Origin of the sequence: uncultured Dokdonia sp. (assembly GCF_947492815.1) — a bacterium.
In the GTDB taxonomy this organism is placed as follows: Bacteria; Bacteroidota; Bacteroidia; order Flavobacteriales; family Flavobacteriaceae; genus Dokdonia.
Map to the genome: position 1 here is coordinate 83,143 of NZ_CANLOB010000005.1, position 26,234 is coordinate 109,376.

At 35.4% G+C, this 26,234-nt stretch carries 21 protein-coding genes; 7 read left to right on the forward strand and 14 right to left on the reverse strand.

What is annotated here, in order from left to right; translation table 11 throughout:
• Positions 1 to 33 precede the first annotated feature (33 nt).
• From Q1A01_RS07145 to pyrH, 3 genes are all read right to left on the reverse strand, one after another.
• Positions 34 to 2,151 (reverse strand): DUF5686 family protein, encoded by a 2,118-nt coding sequence (locus tag Q1A01_RS07145; RefSeq protein ID WP_299678124.1) that lies wholly within the window; start codon positions 2,149 to 2,151, stop codon positions 34 to 36.
• Between the two features lie 85 nt (positions 2,152 to 2,236).
• Positions 2,237 to 2,794 (reverse strand): ribosome recycling factor, encoded by a 558-nt coding sequence (gene frr / locus Q1A01_RS07150; RefSeq protein WP_299678126.1) that lies wholly within the window; start codon positions 2,792 to 2,794, stop codon positions 2,237 to 2,239.
• Positions 2,795 to 2,846: 52 nt separating this feature from the next.
• On the reverse strand, positions 2,847 to 3,554 hold the full coding sequence (pyrH, locus tag Q1A01_RS07155; protein WP_299678129.1) for a UMP kinase: 708 nt from the start codon (positions 3,552 to 3,554) through the stop codon (positions 2,847 to 2,849).
• A 277-nt stretch (positions 3,555 to 3,831) separates the two neighbouring features.
• Between pyrH and Q1A01_RS07160 the strand changes: the two genes are divergently transcribed.
• Positions 3,832 to 4,533, forward strand: a complete 702-nt coding sequence (locus Q1A01_RS07160) for a spondin domain-containing protein (protein ID WP_299678132.1) — start codon at positions 3,832 to 3,834, stop codon at positions 4,531 to 4,533.
• Positions 4,534 to 4,613: 80 nt separating this feature from the next.
• On the opposite strand, the gene tsf is transcribed toward Q1A01_RS07160, so the two are convergent.
• The 4 genes from tsf to rplM all read right to left on the reverse strand — a co-directional run bounded on the left by tsf (position 4,614) and on the right by rplM (position 7,562).
• Positions 4,614 to 5,579, reverse strand: a complete 966-nt coding sequence (gene tsf, locus Q1A01_RS07165; RefSeq protein ID WP_299678135.1) for a translation elongation factor Ts — start codon at positions 5,577 to 5,579, stop codon at positions 4,614 to 4,616.
• 124 nt (positions 5,580 to 5,703) lie between these two features.
• Positions 5,704 to 6,558 (reverse strand): 30S ribosomal protein S2, encoded by an 855-nt coding sequence (gene rpsB / locus Q1A01_RS07170; protein WP_299678138.1) that lies wholly within the window; start codon positions 6,556 to 6,558, stop codon positions 5,704 to 5,706.
• A 162-nt stretch (positions 6,559 to 6,720) separates the two neighbouring features.
• The gene (rpsI, locus tag Q1A01_RS07175) at positions 6,721 to 7,107 is read right to left on the reverse strand and encodes a 30S ribosomal protein S9 (RefSeq protein WP_299678141.1); all 387 of its coding nucleotides are present in this window, start codon (positions 7,105 to 7,107) and stop codon (positions 6,721 to 6,723) included.
• Positions 7,107 to 7,562 (reverse strand): 50S ribosomal protein L13, encoded by a 456-nt coding sequence (rplM, locus tag Q1A01_RS07180; RefSeq protein ID WP_299678144.1) that lies wholly within the window; start codon positions 7,560 to 7,562, stop codon positions 7,107 to 7,109. Before rplM ends, rpsI begins: the two co-directional genes overlap by 1 nt.
• A 216-nt stretch (positions 7,563 to 7,778) precedes the next feature.
• Here rplM and Q1A01_RS07185 point away from each other — a divergent pair, with 216 nt between their 5' ends.
• From Q1A01_RS07185 to Q1A01_RS07195, 3 genes are all read left to right on the forward strand, one after another.
• Positions 7,779 to 8,327: a hypothetical protein gene (locus Q1A01_RS07185; RefSeq protein WP_299678146.1), complete on the forward strand. Its 549-nt coding sequence runs from the start codon at positions 7,779 to 7,781 to the stop codon at positions 8,325 to 8,327.
• Positions 8,328 to 8,443: 116 nt separating this feature from the next.
• Positions 8,444 to 11,149 (forward strand): DUF5916 domain-containing protein, encoded by a 2,706-nt coding sequence (locus Q1A01_RS07190; protein ID WP_299678148.1) that lies wholly within the window; start codon positions 8,444 to 8,446, stop codon positions 11,147 to 11,149.
• 65 nt (positions 11,150 to 11,214) lie between these two features.
• Entirely contained in the window at positions 11,215 to 11,748 is a 534-nt protein-coding gene (locus tag Q1A01_RS07195) for a hypothetical protein (RefSeq protein WP_299678150.1), read from the forward strand.
• 190 nt (positions 11,749 to 11,938) lie between these two features.
• Here Q1A01_RS07195 and Q1A01_RS07200 read toward each other — a convergent pair whose 3' ends face one another.
• The 3 genes from Q1A01_RS07200 to Q1A01_RS07210 all read right to left on the reverse strand — a co-directional run bounded on the left by Q1A01_RS07200 (position 11,939) and on the right by Q1A01_RS07210 (position 16,643).
• Positions 11,939 to 12,748 (reverse strand): tellurium resistance protein TerC, encoded by an 810-nt coding sequence (locus tag Q1A01_RS07200; RefSeq protein WP_299678152.1) that lies wholly within the window; start codon positions 12,746 to 12,748, stop codon positions 11,939 to 11,941.
• Positions 12,749 to 13,189: 441 nt separating this feature from the next.
• Complete coding sequence (gene polA, locus Q1A01_RS07205) at positions 13,190 to 16,033, reverse strand: DNA polymerase I (RefSeq protein WP_299678154.1); 2,844 nt, start codon at positions 16,031 to 16,033, stop codon at positions 13,190 to 13,192.
• 166 nt (positions 16,034 to 16,199) lie between these two features.
• Positions 16,200 to 16,643: an SRPBCC family protein gene (locus Q1A01_RS07210; RefSeq protein ID WP_299678156.1), complete on the reverse strand. Its 444-nt coding sequence runs from the start codon at positions 16,641 to 16,643 to the stop codon at positions 16,200 to 16,202.
• 463 nt (positions 16,644 to 17,106) lie between these two features.
• Between Q1A01_RS07210 and Q1A01_RS07215 the strand changes: the two genes are divergently transcribed.
• On the forward strand, positions 17,107 to 17,379 hold the full coding sequence (locus tag Q1A01_RS07215) for a hypothetical protein (RefSeq protein WP_299678158.1): 273 nt from the start codon (positions 17,107 to 17,109) through the stop codon (positions 17,377 to 17,379).
• 882 nt (positions 17,380 to 18,261) lie between these two features.
• Here Q1A01_RS07215 and Q1A01_RS07220 read toward each other — a convergent pair.
• From Q1A01_RS07220 to Q1A01_RS07230, 3 genes are all read right to left on the reverse strand, one after another.
• On the reverse strand, positions 18,262 to 19,269 hold the full coding sequence (locus Q1A01_RS07220) for a N(4)-(beta-N-acetylglucosaminyl)-L-asparaginase (protein WP_299678160.1): 1,008 nt from the start codon (positions 19,267 to 19,269) through the stop codon (positions 18,262 to 18,264).
• Between the two features lie 99 nt (positions 19,270 to 19,368).
• On the reverse strand, positions 19,369 to 19,944 hold the full coding sequence (locus Q1A01_RS07225; protein WP_299678162.1) for a hypothetical protein: 576 nt from the start codon (positions 19,942 to 19,944) through the stop codon (positions 19,369 to 19,371).
• Entirely contained in the window at positions 19,944 to 22,910 is a 2,967-nt protein-coding gene (locus Q1A01_RS07230; RefSeq protein ID WP_299678165.1) for a GH92 family glycosyl hydrolase, read from the reverse strand. The genes Q1A01_RS07225 and Q1A01_RS07230 overlap by 1 nt, the downstream gene beginning before the upstream one ends.
• A 123-nt stretch (positions 22,911 to 23,033) precedes the next feature.
• Between Q1A01_RS07230 and Q1A01_RS07235 the strand changes: the two genes are divergently transcribed.
• Positions 23,034 to 23,759, forward strand: a complete 726-nt coding sequence (locus tag Q1A01_RS07235) for a copper homeostasis protein CutC (RefSeq protein ID WP_299678168.1) — start codon at positions 23,034 to 23,036, stop codon at positions 23,757 to 23,759.
• Between the two features lie 6 nt (positions 23,760 to 23,765).
• Positions 23,766 to 24,365, forward strand: a complete 600-nt coding sequence (locus tag Q1A01_RS07240; protein ID WP_299678171.1) for a hypothetical protein — start codon at positions 23,766 to 23,768, stop codon at positions 24,363 to 24,365.
• On the opposite strand, the gene lepA is transcribed toward Q1A01_RS07240, so the two are convergent.
• Positions 24,362 to 26,158, reverse strand: a complete 1,797-nt coding sequence (gene lepA, locus Q1A01_RS07245; RefSeq protein WP_299678174.1) for a translation elongation factor 4 — start codon at positions 26,156 to 26,158, stop codon at positions 24,362 to 24,364. The genes Q1A01_RS07240 and lepA overlap by 4 nt on opposite strands.
• Positions 26,159 to 26,234 lie beyond the last annotated feature (76 nt).

Below are 26,234 nucleotides of genomic sequence, written 5' to 3' on the forward strand. Positions count from 1 at the left end.
TATTAAAGAAAATCCGAGAATGATGATACTTTTCTAAAGTTGTAAATTAAAAGTAAATTTAAAGGCAATATTGTCTTCAAAATTAGGCAGATGATAGGCGCCATATCTATAGGTGAAACTTGTTCCAAAACCAAAGATTAATTTGTTGATTTCGAAACCTGTTTCTGTGTATCCTTCTCTTAAAGAGCCAAATTGAATATCTAAATGATCTTCAGGATTGCTAATATCTCCTATCGCAAATCGACTAATAAATACCATTTCAGGTTTAAATCGCTTGCTGATATTAAATGGTGCAAGTCTGTGTTTTAGTTGTGCCGTAAATAACCTATCTGAGAAAAACTCACTAAAGAACATGGTTTCAAAACTATTGACTCCGGCTACAGAAAAGCGTTGAAGTATGGTTTCTTTTGTAGGGGCATTAGGATATGCTTGAAATAAATGGGTGATAGGAAGATCTCCAAAACCTACATTGCCTTCTATGAGAAGCTCTGTGGCAGACTTGTTAAGTCTATCGAGTCTGTAAAATACTTTGGCACCTATTTTAGTGAAATTAAAATCTCCTTCTAGGCCGTCTATACTTTGTGAAATCTGAGCAGTTACTTTTGGATATCCATCATATACTTCATTTATGCCACTATTGGTTTTCATAAATTTACTGCCAGGACTCCATCGTATGCCTGCGGTTGCTTCTGTAATATTATAATTACTTATTTCTTCTCCGTCTTTTATATATCGGTAGGGAGTGGTTTGTTCTATACGTCTATGAGCGACCTGAAATTCAGAGAGTAGTTTTGGAGCAATGCGGTATTCAAGATTTGTACGTGTCGTTCGGTGTTTGTAAAATAAATTAATATTGACGAGTCTAGGTTCAAATAAGGAATATACACGTCGGTCAGTCAAATAAGCATAGTTTCCTACTTCTTCTAGATCACTATTATATGTTAAGCTAAGCCAAGCATCTTTTTTAGCATCTAGAAGTACACCACCACCAGCACCATACTTAATATCTTTGTCTTTAAAACCATAGGCACCATAACCTTCTATGCGAAATCTTTTTGAAAAACTTTCATTAGTGACGCCACCTAAGCCTAGTCGTAAGCCTTCAAAATTGTTGAATTTTACTGGGTAAGTAAGGTCAAAATCAAAGAAATTGACGCTGTAATAACCGACACTAAAATTATTAATCGTTCCTAAACGACGTTCTATATTTTCAGCGCTGATTATACGTTCTATCTCGGAAAAACTACGCTTGTCTTTATTCGTGAGTTCTTCTAAACGATACTCTTGCCAAAAGCTAGGGGGTTTTTCGGTAGCATCTGACGCTATTGTTATAGAGTAAGGTTGTGTTTGTATTTCTTTCGCTTTAAGCGAAAAATTACTATTACTAGTAGTAGAAACGAGATACTTTTTAGTAATCATTTCTTCTAAATCTTCCTCTTGTAATGTTCCTATGGAAATACGCCCTCCAAAAAAGGAAAGTCGTCTGTCGCTATTTCCTTTGTCTATAAATAATGCTCTATTTTTCTGTAAATAAAGACCCGTTTCTTCATTAAGGATATAGGATTGGGTAAGCTTTATTTTTATGGCATCATCTAGACTTACTTCTACATTTTTAATAGCAAGTTTTTCTTTGTCTAATACCATAACACCAGATAGCCCGGGAACTGCTCTGGGTCTTTTAGGTGTAAAGGAAATATGTATTTCATCTGCAGCATCAGAAGGGACGGTGTCGTATATATAATTTCTAACCCCTCTACGGGATAAGATACCTGCATATCGTGTGTTGAAAATCACAAAATCTTCATCATAAAATGAGTGTGATTGTAAATCTACGGCAAGTACTTCATATCGGGTTTTTTTAAATCCAGCCAATTGAAAGCCTGTAATGTCTTCAACAAAACCTTGTGATGAGGTATAACTAGTGTTACTTACTTTTTCAGATAAATAGCTGTGAGTGCTAGAACTAAGACTGTCAGTAATGATGGTTTTTTCATAACTCGTGTAGGCGTAATTTGGTAAAACTACTCGTGGGTCATTACTATCTCGTAGTGAGATAGCCTTTTGTATAAGTTCTTCTGCTGTTTTGTTAGATTTAGTTTGCGCAAAAGAAGTGGCTTGTATACATAATAAAACAACAAGTATTTTATACATAGAGAGTTTATAGTGAATTCAAATGTATTAAAAAAGCGACCGATAGCGGTCGCTTTTTGTATTAGTTTAACGATCGTCTTATGAATTAAACGGTCATTATTTCTTTTTCTTTTGCAGCGAGTGTATCATCTACTTGTTTAATGTAAGTATCTGTAAGATTTTGCACATCAATTTCTGCATTTTTGACAGCATCTTCAGAAACATCATCTAATTTTTTTAGATCATTATTAGCGTTTTTTCTATCGTTACGAACTCCAATTCTCGCGTCTTCTGCTTCAGAACGAGCTTGTTTTACAAGGTCTTTACGTCTTTCTTCTGTAAGAGGAGGGACGTTTATAATTACACTTTCTCCATTATTCATAGGATTAAAGCCTAGATTCGAATTGATAATAGCGCGTTCTATATCTCCAATAATTGATTTTTCCCAAGGTTGTATAGATATAGTTCGTCCATCTGGAGTATTTACATTGGCTACCTGTGCAAGTGGTGTTGGGCTACCATAATAATCTACCATCACTCCTTGTAACATAGCAGGACTAGCTTTTCCAGCGCGAATAGTTAGTAATCTTTTTGCAAGATGATTGATAGCACCTTCCATTGCTTCTTTAGTACTATCTAATATAAATTGAATTTCTTCATTCATAATGTAACATATTTTATACGCAATTTAACAAAAACTACGCCATATACTAATTCTATAGGTTTACTGTGGTTCCTATTTGTTCTCCAGTCACTACTTTTAATAGGTTTCCTGGGGTGTTCATGTCAAAAACAATAATAGGAAGTTCATTTTCTTGACTTAGCGTAAATGCTGTAGTATCCATTACTTTTAAGCCTTTACGCAATACGTCGTCAAATGAGATATTGTCATACTTTACTGCGTCACTATTCTTTTCTGGATCTGCGGTGTAAATTCCATCAACGCGAGTTCCTTTAAGAATTACATCAGCTTCTATTTCAATAGCACGTAAAACGGCTGCTGAATCTGTTGTGAAATAAGGGTTTCCTGTACCACCTCCAAAAATAACAACACGTCCTTTTTCTAAGTGACGCATCGCTTTTCTTCTTATAAAAGGTTCTGCAACTTCATTTATTTTTATAGCTGTTTGAAGTCGTGTAGGGATGTCTGCATCTTCTAATGCATCTTGTAATGCAAGTCCGTTTATTACAGTAGCAAGCATTCCCATGTGATCACTTTGTACACGATCCATTCCTTTGCTTGCCCCAGCAACACCTCTAAAGATGTTTCCGCCACCTATTACGATAGCAATTTGAACTCCAGTATCAATTACTTTTTTGATGTCTGTAGCATATTCAGATAGGCGTTTAGGGTCAATACCATATTGGCGATCACCCATTAAGGACTCGCCAGATAACTTAAGTAATATTCTTTTGTATGTCATAGGTTGAAAAGATTATGCAAATATAGTGCTTATGCTACTTTTTTAAAGAAATTCTTTTAAGCAAGATGAAAGTAAATAAGTTAGTGCTTTTTTAAAATGTAAAATCGAAAGAATGCTGTTTTATGCTATAAAGTGGTTGTTTTTATGTAAACTATTATAAACTCTTACCTTTTGGAAGTGGCAAGTTTATTATATTTATGACATAAATATATAAGTGTTGCTATGCACGTATTATTTTCCAAAATATTTATTAAAATCAAAAATGTATACATCAATTATGAACAAATTATTCAAACTAAGTTATCTGATTATTCTTTCATTCTTTATTAGTTGTGGAAGTGATGATGATGGAGGTCCAACAGGAGGAGGTCCAACAGGTCCAGGTTTACCAGAAGCTAGTGCTTCATATACTATTGAATTAACAACCAATTTTAATCAAACAGATAATCCTCAGGATTATCCTACAAATGCTTCTTTTGGAACTATTGTAGCAATAGCGCATGCTCCTGAAGTATCTGTATATTCACTTGGTCAGTTAGCATCAGACGGTATGGCTTTGTATGCAGAGTCTGGTGATGTAGATGGTCTTGCTGCTTTTATAAGTACTTCTTTAGGAGAAGAGGGAGATGGGTTGTTTAGCATTACTACAGCAGGAATGGTAGGTCCTGAATCATCAGCTAGTACGTCTGTTACAGTAACACCTACGCGTACTAGAATTACTGTTTTAGCTAGATTAAATCCTAGTCCAGATTGGTTCTTAGGAGTAAGTTCATTTAATGTTGTAAATGGAGATGAGCTTATAGACTTAGAAGAAATGGAATTACGTCCTATAGATGCAGGTGTTATTCTAGGAGATACTTATGAAGCAAATGATGGTGATGAAAATGCTGCTATAAGTATTTATGATGGAGCTCCATTCGGAAATGGAAACCCACTTACAGAGCCTCTAGCAAATCTTGTGATTGAGAGAGATAATTAGTATTAGAAATAACAATATATAAAAAATGCGCTCTAAATAAATAGAGCGCATTTTTTTATGTGTATTTGATATTCTTTTGCTTATGCTAAAGAAACTCTTTCAAAAGATGTAACGTTTAAATCTCCTTTACTAGCTACATAATCTGCAACACTTACGCTTTCATCCATGATGAAACGCTGATCAAGAAGACACTGCTCGTGATCTAGTGTTGTATTATCTGAAATAAAGCGCTCTAATTTTCCAGGAACAATTTTATCCCAAATTTTTTCTGGCTTTCCTTCCGCTTGTAATTGTGCTTTGATATCAGCTTCAGCTTTAGCTAAAACTTCAGGAGTTAACTGAGACATAGAGATATATTCAGGTACATTTTTAAGTGTTTTACCTAAACGACCTAATTCAATATTGTCTTTTTCAATAGCGGCAATTCTTGCTTCTGTTTCAGATGCAACGTATGCAGGATCAAAATCTTTGTAAGATAATGTAGTCGCTCCCATAGATGCTACTTGCATAGATACAGACTTAGCAACTTCTGCAGCAGTATCTGCTCCAGCAGATAATCCTACTAATGCTCCAATTTTATTACCGTGTACATAAGAACCTACAAAAGGAGCTTCTAATGTTTTGAAGCCACCTATTTCAATTTTTTCTCCGATAACACCTGTTTGCTCGATCAATTTTTCGGCTACAGTCATTCCTTCAAAATCAGCAGCAAGAAATTCTTCTTTAGAATTTGTTCCTAATGCGATATCTGCCATTTGGCGAGCCATCGCTACGAAAGAATCATTTTTAGCAACGAAATCTGTTTCACAATTTAAAGAAACAACAACACCTCTTGTGTTATCATCATTTATTTTTGCAACAACAGCACCTTCACTAGAATCTCTATCTGCTCTTTTTTCTGCAATTTTTTGTCCTTTCTTACGAAGGATAGCAATTGCTTTGTCAAAATCACCTTCTGCTTCTACTAATGCTTTTTTACAATCCATCATACCGGCTCCGGTAGATTTTCTAAGCTTGTTTACGTCTGCGGCTGTAATTTTTGCCATAATTATTTTCATTTTCATTTCCGCTTTTACGGAAATATCATTGGTTATACATTAAAAAAAAGTCGTTTAATTTAATCCGTGTAAGAAAAAAACTAAACGACTTCTGTCTTCAATAAATTTCTTATTACTCTTCTTCTTCGCTTGCTGGAGCTTCAACTTTTGCTGGTTCAGCTTTAGCTACTGGCGCAGGAGCTGCTTTTTCTGCTGGTGCAGGAGCTGGCTTTGCTGCTGGTTTCGCTTTTGCTTTTGGAGCATTGTCTTTTCCTTCTGCTTGAGCTTCTTTTCCAGCCTTACGTTCTGCAAGACCTTCAATTACTGCATCAGATACATATCCTACAATCTTATCGATAGATTTTGAAGCATCATCATTAGATGGGATAAGATAATCAACTTGACGTGGGTCAGAGTTGGTATCTACCATCGCAAATATTGGAATGTTTAATTTTTGAGCTTCTTTAATCGCGATGTGCTCACGCTTAATATCTACAACAAATAATGCACCTGGAAGACGTGTCATATCTGCAATAGATCCTAAGTTTTTGTCAAGCTTCTCACGAAGACGATTCATTTGTAGTTTTTCCTTCTTAGATAGCGTATCAAAACGACCATCAGCCTTCATACGGTCGATAGTTTGCATTTTCTTTACTGCTTTTCTAATAGTAACAAAGTTAGTAAGCATCCCACCAGGCCATCTTTCTGTGATGTAAGGCATGTTTGCTTTTGCAGCTTTGTCTGCTACGATATCTTTTGCTTGTTTTTTGGTAGCTACGAAAAGTATTTTTCTACCTGATGCTGCTATTTTTTTAAGAGCTTCTGAAGACTCTTCGATTTTTGCAGCTGTTTTGTATAAGTTAATGATGTGAATACCATTACGCTCCATATAGATATATGGTGCCATATTTGGATCCCATCTTCTTGTGAGGTGACCAAAGTGTACACCTGCATCAAGTAATTCTTTAACTTCTATGTTGTTTGCCATTTTTGTAATAGTTTACGTTCCGTTGGACTTAAATTAGCAACACTGTACTAGACAGGGTTTAGATGCTAAACTAACCTTGATTCTTTATACGCTTTCGCGAAAGCGAACCAAGCAACGACAACATTTTTAATTTTCTTAATTCTGAGATTAATACACGATGTATTAACGCTTAGAGAACTGGAATTTCTTACGAGCTTTCTTCTGTCCGAATTTCTTACGCTCTACCATTCTTGGATCTCTAGTCAATAAACCTTCTGGTTTAAGGATGCTACGGTTTTCTGCATCTAGCTCACACATTGCTCTAGAAAGCGCAAGGCGAATTGCTTCTGCTTGACCTGTTATACCACCTCCGTATACGTTTACTTTAATGTCAAAGTTCCCATCATTTTCGGTTAATACCAATGGTTGGTTTACTTTGTACTGTAACGTTGCGGTAGGGAAGTACGTAGCCATGTCTTTTTTGTTTACGGTAATGTTTCCTTTTCCTTCAGAAACATATACACGTGCTACAGCGGTCTTACGACGACCGATTTTGTGAATTACTTCCATTACTTAATTTCGTTAAGATTAATTGTTCTAGGCTTTTGTGCCTCTTGTCCATGCTCTGATCCAGAGTACACTTTCAAATTGCGAAATAAAGCACTACCTAATTTGTTTTTAGGTAACATACCTTTTACTGCATTCTCAATGATGCGAGTAGGGTCTTTATCGAAGAGTTCTGTTGCTGTAAGACTACGCTGCCCACCAGGATATCCTGTGTGACGGATGTATGATTTGTCCGTCCATTTACTCCCTGTTAAGTTGATCTTCTCTGCATTGATAACAACTACGTTATCTCCACAATCAACATGAGGTGTAAAGTTAGTTTTGTACTTACCGCGTAAAAACTTAGCTACGATAGATGACATACGTCCTAGCGTCTGTCCGTCAGCGTCTATCAAAACCCACTCCTTGTTTACGGTAGCTTTGTTTGCAGATACTGTTTTGTAACTTAATGTGTCCACACTAATTAATTTTAATTAAACATTCCAATTTTCCCGTGTAAAAACGGTCTGCAAAAGTACAATTAATTATTGATTACACAAATAGCCGAGCGGCAATATTTTATAGTGTTTTTAGAAGGGTAAATATAGGGTATATATATAGGACACATTTTATAATAATTACTTCTCCTTTTTTCATTCGTTTTAAAAGAGGTATTTTTAGTAAAAAAAATCAAAATGAGGAAACTAATTCTAAGTACATTCCTAATCCTTTTGTTCTTTAGTTGCAGTTCTGATGATACAAGTTCTCCACTTGCAGGACAAACCTATGTTATTACCTCGTACCAATTAGATACTGCTATGGATTTTAATGATGATGGTATTTCTTCTAATGATTTGCTTATTGAAACGCCTTTGTTTTCCCCTCTTTGGTTACAGGTATTTAATGATTGTTTGGATATAGGAAGCCTTTTATTTGAAGAAAGAGGTATTGCTTGTCCTTTTGGAAGTATACTTTTGGAGGTCGAAGAAGATGATACAGGGACACTTATACAAACTGCCATTTGTGCTGTGTTAAGTTGTGATGGTTTTACAGAATATACCATTAATGATGATCAGATTGTGTTTTCTTTTGATAATGGAATTTCTGTAGAAGGAGAATTTTTAAATAATACGATGACCTTTACTTTTTCTGAAGAAGAAATACTTCCGTTAGAATTTTTGCAAAATGATGGAACGATATGTATCTATAACGGACCTATAACAGTCACATACACATTAGAGTAACTGAATGATTGAAGTGATTCTCTGTTAAAAAAGTTAAGATATTCATAAAAAAAGACAATAGTGTCACATCTATTATAGTTTTTAGGTCTATTAGGGCATCAACTAATCATCAATTCATGCAATCAATCAATCAACGAGCAGTTATTTTATGCTTTATTATATACGTTTCCGCTTTCGCGAAAGCGTACTCACAAACAGATTCTACAAAAACCACTACCGTAGTTCCTAAGCGCACCTATACTACAAATGCTTATACGGGAGAAGCACCCATTATAGATGGGATTATAAATGAAGATGCATGGAATGCAGTAGAATGGGCTGGCGATTTTATAGAAAATGAACCGGATGAAAATACGCCGCCAGAACAACAAACCAAATTCAAAATAACCTATGATCAAAAATATCTATATGTTGCATGGCGTGCCTATGATACAGAAGTAGATAAGATAGAAAAACGTATGGGACGTCGTGATGACTTTCCTGGCGATTGGGTTGAAATTAATATAGATAGTTATAATGATGATCGTTCTGGGTTTTCATTTACAATTTCTGCCTCTGGTGTAAAAGGAGATGAGTTTATCTCCAATAATGGAAATTTTGATGATAGTTGGAACCCTATCTGGTATGCAGCAAGTCATATAGATGAAGAAGGGTGGACGGCTGAAGCCAAAATACCTTTAAGTCAACTTAAATTTGGAAAGGCAGAAGAACAGGTTTGGGGGCTACAAGTAAATAGATTGTTTTTTAGAAATCAAGAACGTGATGTATGGCAACGTGTACCTCAAGATGCGAATGGATGGGTAAGTAATTTTGGAGAATTACGTGGTCTTAAAAATATAGAACCTCAAAAGCAATTAGAAATTCAACCTTTCTTGGTAGGGCAATATGATACGTTTGAAGCAGAGCCAGGGAATCCTTTTAGAGATGGCGATGACTTTAGATTAAATGGAGGGATAGACGCAAAAATTGGAATCACAAATGACCTTACATTAGATCTTACCGTAAATCCGGATTTTGGCCAGGTAGATGCAGATCCAGGTGCTATTGCACTTGATGGGTTTGAAATTTTCTTTCAGGAACGTCGACCGTTTTTTGTAGAGAATGCTAATATTTTTCAGCTTGGTCTGAATGGAAGTCAGGATAATTTGTTTTTCTCTAGACGTATAGGGCGTAGTCCACAAGGATTTTCTACTGCAGATGGAAGTAAAGGGGAATTTGAAGACTTTCCTATTAACTCTACCATACTGGGTGCCGCAAAGTTTAGTGGTAAAACAAAAGATGGATGGTCTATTGGAGCGTTACAAAGTATTACAGCCAATGAGTTTGCAGAAATAGCACTAGATGATCGTAGTGAAATACGTGATGAATTAGCACTTGAAGATAATTTAGGAGAAAGCCGTAAAGAACTTGTAGAGCCATTAACAAGTTATAGTGTAATACGTGTGCAAAAAGACCTTAATAATCGTAATTCTTTTGTTGGTGGACTTGTAACATATACAGATAGAACCTTGGATCAAAATTTACCTTTTCTTCATGATAAAGCACTTACTGGAGGAATAGATGGACAGCATACCTGGCAAAATCGCAACTATTTTATAGATGGAAAATTTTTGTTTAGTAATGTAACGGGCTCTGAGGAATCTATCACAAGGACACAACAGTCTATTCGACATTTATTTAATAGAGTAGATGCAGATCATGTGGAAGTAGATCCTACTAGAACATCACTTACAGGTACAGGTGGTCGTATTGCAATTGGAAAAGATGGTGGGGGAAACTGGCGCTATGGAAATAGCTTTACATGGAGATCTCCAGAGTTAGAATTGAATGATATTGGGTTTTTAAGACAAGCAGATGAGATACGCCAAAGTGCTTGGTTACGCTATTTGTTTTTAAAACCAACAGGGTGGTATCGTAGAGCTCAAGTAAATCTGAATCAATTTACCACGTTTGATTTTCAAGGAAATTACAATCGCATTCAGTATGATATGCAAGCAGAGGTCAACTGGAAAAATAACTGGTTTACGGAAGTAGGCTTTGGACACAAACCTCGTATTTTTATCAATACGTTCTTGAGAGGAGGGCCACGTTGGAGGTTTGGTGATGAGAATTTTGGATTTACATTTAGCGGTACTGATCAGCGTAAAAAATTCTCAGCAGTCCTTGGGTATGTATATTCTCAAGCAAGGGAAAGTAATTTCCAGTTTAGACGATATGTGGTACGTTTTAACTGGCAACCACTAGATGCATTAAGTTTGAATTTAGAGACCGAATATGAGTCAAATCCTAATAAGACACAGTATGTATCTCAGCAAGCGTATGCTCCTGCACAGTTTGGAACTCGATATATTACTGGAGAAATAGATCAGGAGACATTAACTACAACATTGCGCGTAAATTATAATATCAATCCTAATTTGACCATACAATACTATGCACAACCTTTTATTGCAAAAGGAACGTATCGTAATTTTAATTATGTAGCTAATAGCGAAGCGGAAAGTTTAAGTGATCGTGTGACGTTATATAATGATAACCAAATTGATTTTCAAAATGGATCGTATGTGATAGATGAAGATGAGGATGGAACGACTGATTATTCTTTTGGGAATCCTGATTTTAACTTTGTTCAGTTTAGGTCTAACTTAGTGATGCGTTGGGAGTATATTCCAGGGTCTGAATTATTCTTGGTTTGGTCACAGGGAATTGAAGGGAATAGTGCTTCTGATGCTAGTCTTTTTGATGCCGCAGATCAACAAATATTAGGGCAACAAATTAGAAATACTTTCTTAGTCAAATGGACGTATAGATTTGTATTATAATATTCATACATATTTATCGTTCCTACTACTCAATTTAATTACTACTAACATACTATATCAATTTTATGAAAAACCTTTTTAAGTATTTAACAATTTCTCTTTTAGCAATTTCTGTTTCATGTTCTAGTGATGATGACTCATCTAATGATTCTATTCTTGTAGATGGAGAAACGTATCTTTTAACTTCTTTTGAAACAGAAACAAGTTTTGATCTTGATGGAGACGGAGATGCTTCTAATGATTTATTAATTGAGACAGGATGTCTTCAAAATAATAGACTTATTTTCTCTACAGATAATACTGCTACTGCAGTCAATGAAACTTTTCTAGATATTTATGTTTCAGAAGATGCTTCAGGAAATATTGTACAGCTTGTAGAGTGTGATATAGATAATGAATCCATACAATTAACTTTCAGTCAAAATGGAAATACAGTAAATATTGTTGATGCTGGAGAAACACTTTCAGGTGTTGTGTCTGGTAATACCCTTGTTTTTACATTGAATGATGGTTTTGTGGGAGAGTTTTTAAATGAAGATGGTTCTGATGGTACTTTTGAATTAGAAGAGACTATTGTACTTACATATACGAGACAGTAAATAATATATTGTATTTATATAAAAAGCCCGAGATATATCTTGGGCTTTTTGTTTGTAAAATTTCTTATGTACGCTTTAGCGTTTCACTCTCCCTTTGGTCATGAACTTGCCTGCCTGCAGGTCTCGCTAGTTCGCTTTCGCACTTCGACTATGCTACTTCTGCTTCACTACGTTTCTTGAAAGCGTATACTTAATGAATATTTTCTTCTTTTTCTTGCTTTGCTTTTAGAAGATTTTTCTGATATCTCCCCTGTACGATGTCTATAAGTACTAATACAATAATGACAAAATAGAAGGTTGTTTTGCTCATAGGTGTAATATGATTTCCAAAGAATGATAAGTGAGCTAGATGTCCTCCTTCTGATAGTAGCATAATTCCTACAATAAGAAGAATAAAAAGCCCTAATACTTCATACATTCTATTTTTCTGAAGGAAATTGGAAACTTTATCTGCCATGACAATCATAAGAATACCACCAGCAATGATCGCTACAGACATCAAAATCATTTGTGCTTTAAATTCCATGCCACTAGTAAGTGCCATGGCGCTCAAGATAGAATCAAAAGAGAACACAAGGTTCATGACAACAATCCAGAAAATTATTTTTCCTACAGAAGAACGTTTTTCTTCCGTCGCTTCATGCTCTTTAATGAGCATCATATGCCAAATCTCTTTGATAGCGGTATAGATAATAAAGATACCTCCAGCCAGAACAATAACACTGTGTACATTAAAAGAAAACTCTATAATGTTGTTATCATGCAAACTTGCAAAGGGTTCCTGAAAGTATTGAATAAGTGACATCAATACAAAGAGTAATATAATACGTAATACAATTGCCATTCCTACGCCGAGTCTGCGCACATAGCTTTGCTTTTCGGCAGGTGCTTTTTTAGACTCTAAAGAGATGTATAGAAGATTGTCAAATCCTAATACAACTTGTAAAAGAACGAGCATTAATAAAGTGAATAAACTGTCTAGTGTAAAAAGACCTTCCATAGTTGGTTTAAATTGTTTTGATGATTTGTAAATATAAATAAATGGGTTGTATTCATATAGTATGATGCGTAAAATATGAAGATAACCATTTCTACTAGTCTATATATGTTGTAAAAGTTACATGAATACGGTTTATTCTTTTGAGTATACGTAGAGAATAGAGTGCTACTCTAATTTAGAGTGTTACTCTATTTTTACACCTCCATCAATCCCTCCTTCTTAGGAGGGAGGTTTTTGAGACTTATTTTTTATTACTGTGATTTTAAATTTATTTAGAGAAGAGTTTTTCCTCCCAAGAAGGAGGGCTAGGGAGGTGTGGTTTTTTCGCGAAAGCGGTGACTTCGATACAATTTTAGATATGCACGATGTTTCTATCTAAAATCACTCAGTCATCTATGCCTAGTCTATTCTCTTTTTTCTATGCTCTTTTCTCTTGAAATATTAATGCGCTTCCAACCAATTATGACCTAGTCCTACTTCTACGTCTAATGGTACCGTCATTTTAAAGGCACTTTCCATTTCAGTTTTGATGAGGGTTTTCATGGTTTCTAACTCTTCATTAGGAACATCAAATACCAATTCATCATGTACCTGAAGTAGCATTTTGGTTTGATAGTCGCTGTTTTCAAGTTTTTCGTAAATATTGATCATGGCAAGCTTAATAATATCGGCAGCACTTCCTTGTATAGGTGCATTTACAGCATTACGTTCTGCAGCGCCGCGCACAATGGCATTTCCTGAATTGATATTTTTTAAATAACGACGTCTGTCTAATACGGTTTTTACATACCCATTATCACGGGCAAAATCTACTTGCTCGCTCATGTAGTTACGTAGCTTTGGATACGTTTTGTAATACGTATCTATCAATTCTTTAGCCTCTGATCGTGAAAGATCTGTCTGATTACTTAATCCAAATGCAGACACCCCATAAATGATTCCGAAGTTCACTGTTTTGGCATTGCTACGTTGCTCACGCGTTACTTCGTCTAGAGGCACATTAAATACTTTAGCAGCGGTAGAAGCATGAATATCTTCTCCGTCTTGAAATGCTTTGATCATCGTTTCCTCTTCACTTAAAGCAGCAATAATACGTAACTCTATTTGAGAGTAATCGGCAGCGAGTAAGGTGTGGTTTTCATTACGCGGAATAAATGCTTTACGCACTTCACGGCCAAGTTCTGTACGAATCGGAATATTTTGAAGATTTGGATTGTTAGAACTTAAACGTCCTGTAGCGGCTACCGTTTGCATATAATCTGTATGTACACGATGATCTATTCCTACCTGTGTTGGCAAGGCATCTACATAAGTAGATTTTAGCTTTGTAAGTCCTCTATAATCTAATATTTTCTGGATGATTTCATGATCTTTTGCTAGATAAGAAAGTACATCTTCTGCTGTAGAATACTGACCAGTCTTGGTCTTTTTAGGTTTGTCTACCAACTTCATTTTATCAAAAAGGATTTCTCCTAATTGTTTTGGTGATCCGATATTAAATTCTTCACCAGCTTCAGCATAAATTTCTGAGGTGAGACGTGTGATGTCTGCTTCTAGTTCTTCAGAAAGTTTCTCTAAAAAGTCAACATTTAGATTGATCCCTTCCAATTCCATAGCGGCCAGCACTCGTAGTAATGGAATCTCAATATCATCAAATAATTTCCTTGTTCCTGCTTCGTCTAGCTCTTTTTCAAAATGCTTTTTAAGCTGTAATGTAATATCTGCATCTTCTACGGCATATTCTGTTTGTTGATCTAATGGGACCTGACGCATAGAAAGCTGATTCTTTCCCTTTTTTCCAATCAGTTCTGTAATAGATACAGGGGTGTAATTGAGATAGGTTTCTGCAAGCACATCCATGTTGTGTCTCATGTCAGGATTGATGAGGTAATGTGCGAGCATGGTATCAAAGAGTTTTCCTTTTACAGTAACTCCATACTTGGCAAGTACTTTAAGATCGTATTTTAGGTTTTGACCTATTTTTTCAATGCTTTCAGCTTCAAAAAATGGTAGTATTTCTTGAATCAATGCCGTTGCTTCTTCTTGATCTTCTGGAAACGGAATGTAAAAACCTTTACCTACTTCCCAAGAGAATGCAATTCCTACAAGCTCTGCTGTAAGTGGATCGAGACCTGTTGTTTCTGTATCAAAGCATACTGATGGTTGTTGTATCAAATTATTCAGGAATAGCTTTCGCGAAAGCGGACTATCCACACTTTGATAAAAATGCGTAGTGTCTTTTATTGATTTGCGAGTAGAAGCGGCATCCATACTTCCTGTAATGGCATCTCCATCTCCGCCAAATAAAGAAAACTGTCCTTCACCAGCGGCTGGTTTTGGAGCTTGTTTTTTGGTAGCTGTTGTCGTGGTAGGTGGTGGTGCTTCTCCAGAAAATATTTTTACAAACTGATCTTTCATACGTCTGAATTCCAGTTCGTCAAACTTTTTACCCACAGCTGCGGCATCTGGTTCTGAAAGCTCATAATCTGATGCGTCAAAAGTAACATCACAATCTAGCATAATAGTAGCTAGTTGTTTTGAAAGTAATCCAAGCTCAGCATTTGCCTCGACTTTTTCTTTCATCTTTCCTTTAAGCTGATCTGTATTTTCAAGTAGCCCTTCCATAGAGCCATAGGCAGCGATAAACTTTTTAGCGGTTTTATCACCTACACCAGGTAATCCAGGAATATTATCACTGGCATCTCCCATCATTCCTAGGTAATCAATCACTTGCTCTGGACGCTCTACTTCAAAACGTTTTTGTACTTCTGGAATCCCCCAGATTTCAATGCCATTTCCCATTCGGGCAGGCTTGTACATAAATATATTTTCAGAAACCAATTGTGCATAGTCCTTATCTGGAGTGACCATGTATACTTTGTAGCCTTCTTTTTCGGCTTGTTTTGATAAGGTTCCTATAAGGTCATCTGCTTCTACACCTTCACGTTCTACAATAGGAATGTGCATGGCTTTTAAAATTTCCTTGATATGAGGAACGGCTATTTTTATAGCTTCAGGAGTTTCGTCACGATTTGCTTTATATTCAGGAAAGGCTTCTACACGAGCGCTACTACCTCCTTTATCAAAGGCAACGGCCAGATGGTCAGGGCGTTCTCTTCGAATCACGTCAAAAAGACTATTTGTAAATCCCATAATGGCGCTTACATCCATTCCAGAACTGGTGATTCTAGGGTTCTTTATCAGTGCGTAATAGCCTCTAAATATGAGTGCAAAGGCATCAAGTAAAAAAAGTCTTTTTTGTGTGTTTTCTTCAGTATTGGTCACTTGGAAGGAATTTTTATACGCTTCGTACTTCGACAAGCTCAGTATAAACTTTGACGAATCAAAAGCGTAATTATGCTACATTCAAATGTAAGAAGATGAGGGCAGAAATTATAGGGGTGTTAATAAGTAGTTATTCTATTTATAATAGCTTTGGTATTAAGCGCTCTTATTCTTGACTTTCAGCAAATCGTTTAAAGTTTTCCATCCATTTATACGCTTGTTTCTTAAACATAGAAGGAAATAAGATCATCATGAGTTTTGGCATCACCCAACGTACTCTGGTGTATTCGCCTTCAGTTTTGTATTCAGTTTGGGTGTCATTTATAGGGATAAAAGAAGTCTTTAATGTATTATCCATATGCATATGATGGTAGGTTGCTTCAATGGAATGGGGGAGTTGGTTATCAACAATAGTTTCTGTTAATTCCATTTTTCTTTTTCCTTGCATCAAGTAGATTTTAGAAACGGCTCCATTTTCTCCTTCGGTGCCTTTTGTAAGTTCTTTTTTTTGAAAGCCTTCTTGCCATTCTTTTAGATTATTTGTGTCGGCAAATAATGCGGCTAGTTTTTCATAAGGTTGATCAATGATAATAGTTCCTCCAAATTTCATAAGATTTCATTTTAAGAGTGATACAATGCCGTGTAATGGATATGTAATTTAGTTGTTTTTTGATATTTGGGCGTGTCCTTCATCCTGAAAAAATTCAGGAATCAGGTCGGGCTTTTCATTGCAACCTGCCTGCCGGAAGGCAGGTTCCTCGTCTTCACTAAAGGTCAGGCTGTGGGATTTTCATTGCAATCCCTCACGAAAAATAGTGGTGTTCAAAAATATGATAGATTACATATCCATCTGAAAGTAGTCATTATTTTTTAATTAATTGTCCGCTATATAGTTGTTTTGAATCATTGCTGATAGTGTATCTATAATTTCCTATCGCTATTACCTAATAGTTGTAATGTGTGTTATTAGGATGAGGTGATTTTTAATATCAAGACATGGTTTTAGCTATTCATGGGTAACATTTTTATGAATAAGGAACGTAGGGGTATATAATTAATACAAAACTAGAATTATGAAAAGATTTTTTTTAATAGCTACGGTTATTAGCGGATTTATGTTTACTGCGTGTTCATCTGATGATGATAGTAATGATGGTCCAATATGTGAAACTTGTGAATTAAGTGCATTAGGTATCGTATTTACAACGGAGTATTGTGACAATGAAGATGGAACTATCACAGTTATCTTTGAAGGAATAGAAGAGGTTCAAGATTTAGAAGGTGTTACTTTTGATGAATTTATAAGTGCTATAGAGCAAGCAGGAGGAACGTGTAATCGTTCATAAATAAAGTATGAGTGCTTGTTCTTAAGGTCGTCTATTTAGATGACCTTTTTGTTTTTATAAATTAATGTTTGTAGTGAGTTAAGCAAACTAATAAGAATAATCTCTCGTGTATGATTTTGGTATCATAGTATATGTAGTATACTCGCGACCCCTTTTTGATTTGAAAATAAGAGTATAAAATTACTGTTTGTTGAGTTATGTGAATAAAGAAAGCCAAGCAAGATGTTCTAATAAGAATAACCGCTCGTGTGTGATTAAGATATCATAGTATATGTAGTATACTCGCGACCCCAATTGATTTGAAAATAAGTATACGAGATACTGCTTTGTTGAGTTATAAGCATAAAGAAAGCCAAGCAAGATGCTTGGCTTTCACCCCAAATCATAATTGATTATTTAAAAGTCAATTACAACAGTCTTAAATGTCTTTTGCCTCTAGGGCGTTTGCAAATATAATAGAAAATTATAAAATACTCATTATTAGAGCTTGATTATCTTTAATTACGTGTTATTTATAATATAACGACGGTTTTTCAGTAATCGTATTTTGTTAAAATAATTTTTTACTTGTTAATATTTAAAATATTGATAATCATGTATTTATAATTTAAAAATTTGTAAAAATTCAACTTTGAAATTGATTTTTAATTTTTTTAATTTTTTTTTAGTTTTTAGCTAAAATACAAGTTTTTAAATGCTTACAGTAGCAAAAATGAGCTTTTAATTTTAAATTATGAATAGATTACTGACTTTTTTAGTAAACTTTTCCTTACAACGATTATTATGGTAATTTAATCTGAGTATTCTTTTGCAAAAGTATAATTGTGTTAAAAATAGATAAATGTGATTTTTTTATAATTTTTCAGCAAAATTCGAGCTTAATTATGCCTTGTTGAAATAATCTGAATTGATATTTTCTGATTTTCCATCTTGATATTTCATCATTGTAAATCCTTCGTGTATTGCATAACTTCCAGTTTCCCCTTTTTTGTTCATAGCAATATATGCTACTTGAAAATCTTTATAACGATCTCCTTTTTTGACAATGCGATGTATAGCTTCTTCACAAGCTTTTTGTGGAGACATTCCATTACGCATTAATTCTACCACTAGGAAACTTCCAACCGTTTTTAAAACTTCTTCGCCCATACCTGTAGCTACCGCGGCACCTACTTCATCATCTACAAAAAGACCAGCACCTATAATGGGAGAATCACCAACACGCCCTTTCATTTTATATCCTAATCCTGAAGTAGTGCAAACACCTGCAATTTCTCCAGATGTATCCATGGCAAGCATACCGATTGTGTCATGGTTTTCTACATTGATAGCTGGCTGGTAATTACTGGTTTTTAACCATTCTTTCCATGCTTTTTCAGAAGCAGGAGTGAGTAGTTTTTCTTTTTTAAATCCTTGGCTATATGCAAATTCTTCAGCGCCTTTGCTCGCCATGATTACATGTGGCGTTTCTTCCATGACTTTACGAGCTAGTGCAGCTACATGAACAATATTTTCTACAGCAAGCACAGCACCATAATCTCCGTCTGGTGACATTACACAGGCATCTAAGGTAACATTACCTTCTCTGTCTGGTGTTGCCCCAATTCCTACCGTCGTATTTTCTTCATTAGCTTCTTCTACCGCGACACCATCTATAATAGCATCTAGTGCCGATTTTCCTTTTGCTAATAATTCTCCAGAAGCCGTATTAGCACTTTCAGTATTCCAAGTACTTATCGATATGTAATTAGGTTTTGATATTGAAGTGATAGTAGTTTTTTTAGTTTCTGAAGTCTTACTTTCACCTTCTTTGCAACTTATTGCTGAAACACCTGTAGCAATGCCTGCTCCAGTGATTGCTGTATTTTGTATGAATTTCCTTCTATTCATCTAGTGTAGTCTATGTTGATTTCGTTTTTGATTGATTTAATGCAAACTTCCCTTTCGGGAAAGCGTGTAATGTATATTTAAAATAATTGGATTAAGATACTACTTTATTCTTTTTTGATGTATCCACTGAAATATAAATACATACCCTATAAATATTGCTAGCTTTAAAATAAGATGAAGAGGCCAGTAAGGAGCTACGTTTAGAATAACCCCTAAGTCAATATCTGACCATTTTATGGGTAAGTAATCTCTGTGTATCGATGTAATTAGAATGATATATTGCTCTAAAGTAATTAAGAAAAATGGGATTGAGATGAGTCTTATTAAAATGTTTTTGCGTACGAGTTTAAAGCGAAAAGGTTGTGTGATAAATAACCAAGAAAACATCATGAGCCAATATGCCCACGCATAAGGCCCCGTCGCTCTGTTGGTAATTGCATACTCATTATTTGAGTCTAATATAACTAGAAAAAGATATGCGTACGATAGGAGAATAGTCACTGTATATATTATTCCAGAAAATATAATAAAACGACAAGCTGCTTCATCAATTTTTGAGACAGTATCTTTTATTTTTGGAATAAAACGTCCTATTAATAGTGGAATAGTTAGTAAACCAAAAGAAATGAAAATGTCAGTTCTGAAGAATTCTAATATGACCCTAAAAACATCCACTACTGTATAGCAATTTCGTCTACAAACACCCAGCTACGTCCTTTATAAGGATGTCCTTTATGCCATGTAGGAACAGGTCCTAGTGTTTTAGCAATGAGTTTTACATACCGAATATTTGAGCGTTTTCCTTCTCCTTTAATCGTTTTGATAGCCACCTTGTCTGTTGGTGTAGGAGTTGCTATTTTTTGACTTTTATAGGGTTTGAAATTTTTGCCGTCAGAAGAGACCAGTAATTCAACTTCTGTAGGGAAGAAAATCCAGCTTCCTTGATCTTCTAAGAAATTAGTTTCTATGGATGTAATGTCTTGGTTTTTTCCTAAGTCAACGGTAGCGATAACATCCCTGTCATGATATCCTTGCCAAGTGCCCGTTCGGAAGTTAGCGGTTCCTCGTATACCATCGATAAGTGCATCATTTCCTCCTGCATTGTATGCATTTGCATACTCGGCATCTAGTTGTATAGATAGATTTTCGTCTATTTTATAAAACTCAGTTTTTATCGTGACACTTTTTTGTCCTTCTTTCTCTGAATAGGTATAAAGAGTAGTGGGTTCTGTAATGGTAATAGGTCCTTCATACTTTAGGAAATCACCTTCAGAGGCACTATAGTAAATCGTTGTTTCTTCTTCTCCGGTACCTAATACAATTTCTGTTTGTTTTTTAAAGGCAATATCACCTTTGGCAATAAACGGAACAGGTACAATAAGTGATTCTTTAATTTCAGTACTTGGAATATGTGCATCATCTGTCGCCCAATTAGAAGGTTGAGCGCTCATCTCAAAAACTAATGATCCCCCTTTTGTAATATCTTCATGGGTAATATACGAGTATGGGTAGGAAGTTCCGTTTAATTTCGCGGAAGCGATATAGATATTCTCATCAGAAAGATTGGTTGCTTGTACGGTAAATGTATTTCCGTTTTCAAGATAGATAGAAGCTTTATCAAATAGCGGAGCTCCAATAATATATTGACTACTACCAGGCGTTACCGAATAAAAACCCATACTGCTTAATACATACCAAGCACTCATCTGACCACAATCTTCATTTCCAGAAACGCCATCAGGTTCATTTGTGTATAAGGTGGTTAAAATTTCACGTACTTTTTCCTGTGTTTTATATGGCTTGTTGATAAAGTTATATAAATATGCCATATGATGACTAGGCTCATTACCATGTGCGTATTGCCCAATAAGTCCAGTGATATCTGCCTGATCACGTCCTGAGGTTTGTGACGCTGCGGTAAACAACTCATCCAATTGTGTTTCTAATACTTTTTTACCGCCAATTAGCTTTGTAAATCCAGTAATATCTTGCGGAACATAAAAACTATATTGCCATGCATTTGCCTCTGTGTAATTAAAGTTTACTTCAAAAGGATCAAAAGGAGAAAACCACGTATTACGCACACGACCACGCATAAATTTACTACTTGGATCAAAGGTATTTTTGTAATATTGCGCTCTTTCTATAAAGGTGTTGTAAGTATCCATATCTCCTTTAGATTTTGCCATTTGTGCAATCGTCCAGTCATCATAAGCATATTCTAATGTTTTAGATACCGATTCAGATTCTTCTTCTACAGGGATATATCCAAATTCTTTATAAGCTTCAAGACCCAAATGATCTCTCGTAGCACTATGTAACATGGCTTCAAAAGCTTTGTCTGTGTCATACCCACGTATTCCTTTCATATAGGCATCTGCAATCACAGGAACACCATGATATCCAATCATGCAGCCTGTATAATTTGCAGAGAGATCCCAAATGGGTAGAATACCTCCCTCGTTATATTTGGCAAGGAATGTATTTATAAAGTCATTGGTGCGATTTTCTTCAATAATCGTGTATAGTGGGTGCGCAGCTCTGTAGGTATCCCATAATGAGAATACGGTATAATACTCAAAATCTGTAGTCTCATGAATTTTTTGGTCTATGCCACGATATCTTCCATCTACATCTTGATAGATATTCGGAGCGATCATGGTGTGATATAAAGCACTATAAAAATTGGTTTTATTATCTAGATGTGCATCTTCAATCACTATTTTAGAAAGTTGCTTTTCCCAAGTGTCTTTTGCTTCCTGCTTGATTTGCTCAAAGGTTTTAGAACCGATTTCAGTTTCTAAATTCTTTTTAGCACCTGCTTCATCTACCGCCGAAATTCCTACAGAAACATAAATTGGTTCGTTGTTTGGGTTGTCAAATTTTAAAGCAGCTTTAGTAATAGGTCCTTTAATGGGTTTACTATTAGAGTGGGCTCCTGTTCCTTCTTCAATATAGCTGTAGAATAGTGTGCCATCATTAGCTATAGGCTTACTAAACTTTATATAATAATATAATTTTTGTTCTTTAGCCCATGATTCAGAAAATCTATGTCCGCTTATTTCAGTATCAGAAAGGATATTGATACTGCCATCTAATAAGATGTCTCTATGTTCAATATCTAAGATGATGTATTGATTATCCGCTTTCGCGAAAGCGTATTTATGCATCCCTGCTCTTTGTGTCACTGTAAGGGCAACATCAATATTTGTACTATCTAAATGTACCTCATAATAACCAGGACTTGCTTTTTCTTTGTCATGTGAAAATGGAGCGCGATAACCAGGTTGTCCATCAGCGCCATTATGGAAATTTACAGACGTTGTAGGCATTAATAAAATATCGCCATAATCTAAAATTCCTGTCCCGCTTAAGTGCGTATGGCTAAATCCGTAGATATAGGTGTCGTCGTAATGATATCCAGAACAACCATCCCAACCTTCTAATCTAGTGTCAGGACTTAACTGCATCATTCCAAAAGGCATGGTTGCTCCTGGGTAGGTGTGACCATGACCACCTGTCCCAATAAATGTGTTTACATAACTAGTTAATGATTGATCTGCTGTAGCGACAGAAACGGTATCTTTTTTACAGCTAAAACAAATGCTTATTAGAAGAAGAAGTAGGATTTTAAAACGCATATCTGTGAAATTTAAAGTCAGAAAGATACAGAAAAGATTAGGCATTTATAATATTTAAATACGATGCTTAAATCAATGCTATTAGATGTGTAAGATCCTTTTTATTTTATGTACTTTCGGGATATGTTATTAGAAATTTGTGCAAATTCATATCAGTCGGCTATAGCTGCTCAAAAAGCAGGTGCACAGCGTATAGAGTTGTGTAGCGAACTTGCTTTAGGAGGGATTACACCCAGTCATGGTTTAATAGAAAAAGTAGTAGCAGATTTAGAAATTCCTGTCTATGTATTAATACGTCCTCGTAGTGGTGATTTTACGTATTATGATGATGAGTTTGATGTGATGCTACGTGATATTGCGTTTTGTAGAAACATCAAAGTAGCTGGTGTTGTTTCTGGAGTACTGCAGTCTGATCTTACCATAGATGAAGAACGTACACAAACTCTTGTAGATGCGTCTGGTGGGATGGCATTTACATTTCATCGTGCTTTTGATTGGACACCTAATGCCATAGAATCACTTAAAACACTTCAGAAAATAGGCGTAGACCGTATTCTTACATCAGGGCAATCTGATACAGCACTTGCAGGTTTATTTGTGCTTAAAATGTTGCTCGAAAAGTCGAATAATAAACCTGTTATCTTACCTGGAGGAGGCATACGACCAACAAATATAGGGCAGTTTATTGATGCTGGTTTTAAGGAAATACATGCATCTGCGAGTAATACTATTGAAAGTTTGGAAGGTGCTTTTCCTATGCATAACTTACAAGCCGTACAACAAGATTTACAAACCTATTCAGATCCAGAAAAGATTAAAGAACTTCTGGATGCGATGTATAATTCGTAATATAAAGTGCCAAGCAGGATATTTAAATTTATATGGAGTCTTCACCCAATTGCATTAGGGTTATTAATGGTTTTTATCATTTTCTTTTTCTTTGCCCTTAATTTAATTGTGGCAGTATTTAGCTTTTTTACAGATACACCAGAACCTAGTGATTGGATTATGGTCCTAGGACTTTTAATGATCTATGTTGTTTACTTAATATGGAGTAAAAATGTAGCTGTTTTTTTTAATCAAAAACTAGTAAAACCTTCTCCTATTTCTGTGACATGGTATATGAGGAGTTATTGGTATCTGGTTATCTATTTATTTTTAGAAATAATCACAAAAATTCCTTTAGTAAATACAGACTTTTTGGTGAGTGAAACCATGTATTTACTGATGTTTTTTGGCGCGGCTTTTATTAGATTTTTAGCACTTGTAGCATTTATCCATACAAATTTTTTTACTGCACAAGTTGTCATGAGTATTGAGAAAGGGAAAAGAGTCACGATGAGTGATTCACTTTTATACGCTATGTATATGTGGGTATTTCCTATTGGAATTCCAATGTTGCAACATAAATTAAAGAATAAACCTAAAAAAGAAACTTCTTCTTTTAAAGGTTAATCATTCAGCTTCAACACAGCCATAAATGCTTCTTGCGGAATTTCTACATTTCCAACAGCACGCATACGTTTCTTTCCTTTTTTCTGCTTTTCTAGAAGTTTACGCTTACGCGAAATATCACCTCCATAACATTTTGCAGTCACATCTTTACGTAACGCTTTTACTGTCTCACGTGAAATAATTTTTGCTCCAATAGCGGCTTGAATAGGAATATCAAACTGTTGGCGTGGTATTAACTGACGTAGTTTTTCACACATCTTCTTTCCTATATCATATGCATTGTCTTGGTGTAATAACGCAGAAAGTGCATCTACAGGCTGACTATTTAACAGAACATCTACTTTTACAAGTTTAGAAGCACGCATTCCTATAGGAGAGTAATCAAAAGACGCATATCCTTTTGATACTGTTTTTAAACGATCATAAAAATCAAAAACAATCTCAGCTAGAGGCATGTCAAATGATAATTCTACACGTTCAGGTGTCAAATAAGTTTGGTTGGTAATGGATCCGCGTTTTTCTATACACAATGACATTACAGGACCTACAAAATCAGATTTTGTAATAATAGAGGCTTTGATAAATGGTTCTTCTACACGATTCATCTTAGATGGATCAGGAAGATCTGACGGGTTATTTACAAGAATAATCTCATCCGGATGTTTATGTATAAAGGCATGATAAGATACGTTAGGTACGGTAGTTATAACCGTCATGTCAAATTCACGTTCTAGACGTTCTTGGATAATTTCAAGATGTAACATGCCTAAGAAGCCACATCGGAAGCCAAAACCTAATGCTGCTGAGCTTTCAGGCTCAAAAACCAGCGAGGCGTCATTTAGCTGAAGCTTCTCCATAGAAGCACGTAACTCTTCATAGTCTTCTGTGTCTACTGGATAAATTCCTGCAAATACCATAGGTTTTACGTCTTCAAAACCTTCGATGGCATTTTGTGTAGGGGTTTTAGCATCAGTAATGGTATCTCCTACTTTTACCTCACGAGCATCTTTTATACCTGTAATGAGATATCCTACATCTCCTGTGTTTATTTCTTTTTTAGGTACTTGATTTAATTTTAAAGTACCTACTTCATCAGCACCATAGGTATTACCTGTAGCAATAAACTTTATTTGCTGATTTTTCTTAATGCTTCCGTTTAAAATTCTAAAATAGGTTTCCACCCCCCTAAAAGGATTGTATACAGAATCAAAAATCAGTGCTTGTAATGGTTCGTCTGGATTTCCTTTAGGAGCAGGAATACGGTCTATAACTGCTGCTAGAATTTCTTGAATACCAATACCCGTTTTCGCGGAAGCGGGAATAACTTCTTCAGCATCACATCCTAAAAGGTCTACAATATCATCTGTTACTTCTTCAGGATTTGCACTAGGTAAATCTACTTTATTAAGTACAGGAATGATTTCAAGATCATTTTCAAGAGCTAAATATAAATTAGAAATAGTTTGTGCTTGAATACTTTGTGCAGCATCTACAACGAGTAATGCACCTTCACAAGCGGCAATACTTCTAGATACTTCGTAGGAAAAATCTACATGGCCTGGAGTGTCTATTAAATTAAGAATATATTCTTCACCTTTATAGGTGTATTCCATCTGTATCGCATGAGATTTAATGGTGATCCCACGTTCTCTTTCTAAGTCCATACTATCAAGCAATTGCGCCTGAGCCTCACGTTTGGTAACCGTAGAGGTTTCATCAAGTAAACGATCTGCTAATGTGCTTTTACCGTGGTCGATGTGGGCAATAATGCAAAAATTTCTGATATTCTTCATAATCTATTCCAAGTCAATGTGTGCAAATATAGGTCTTCTGTCAGCATTTTATAGACAGAAAAATGATTTCGTCGAA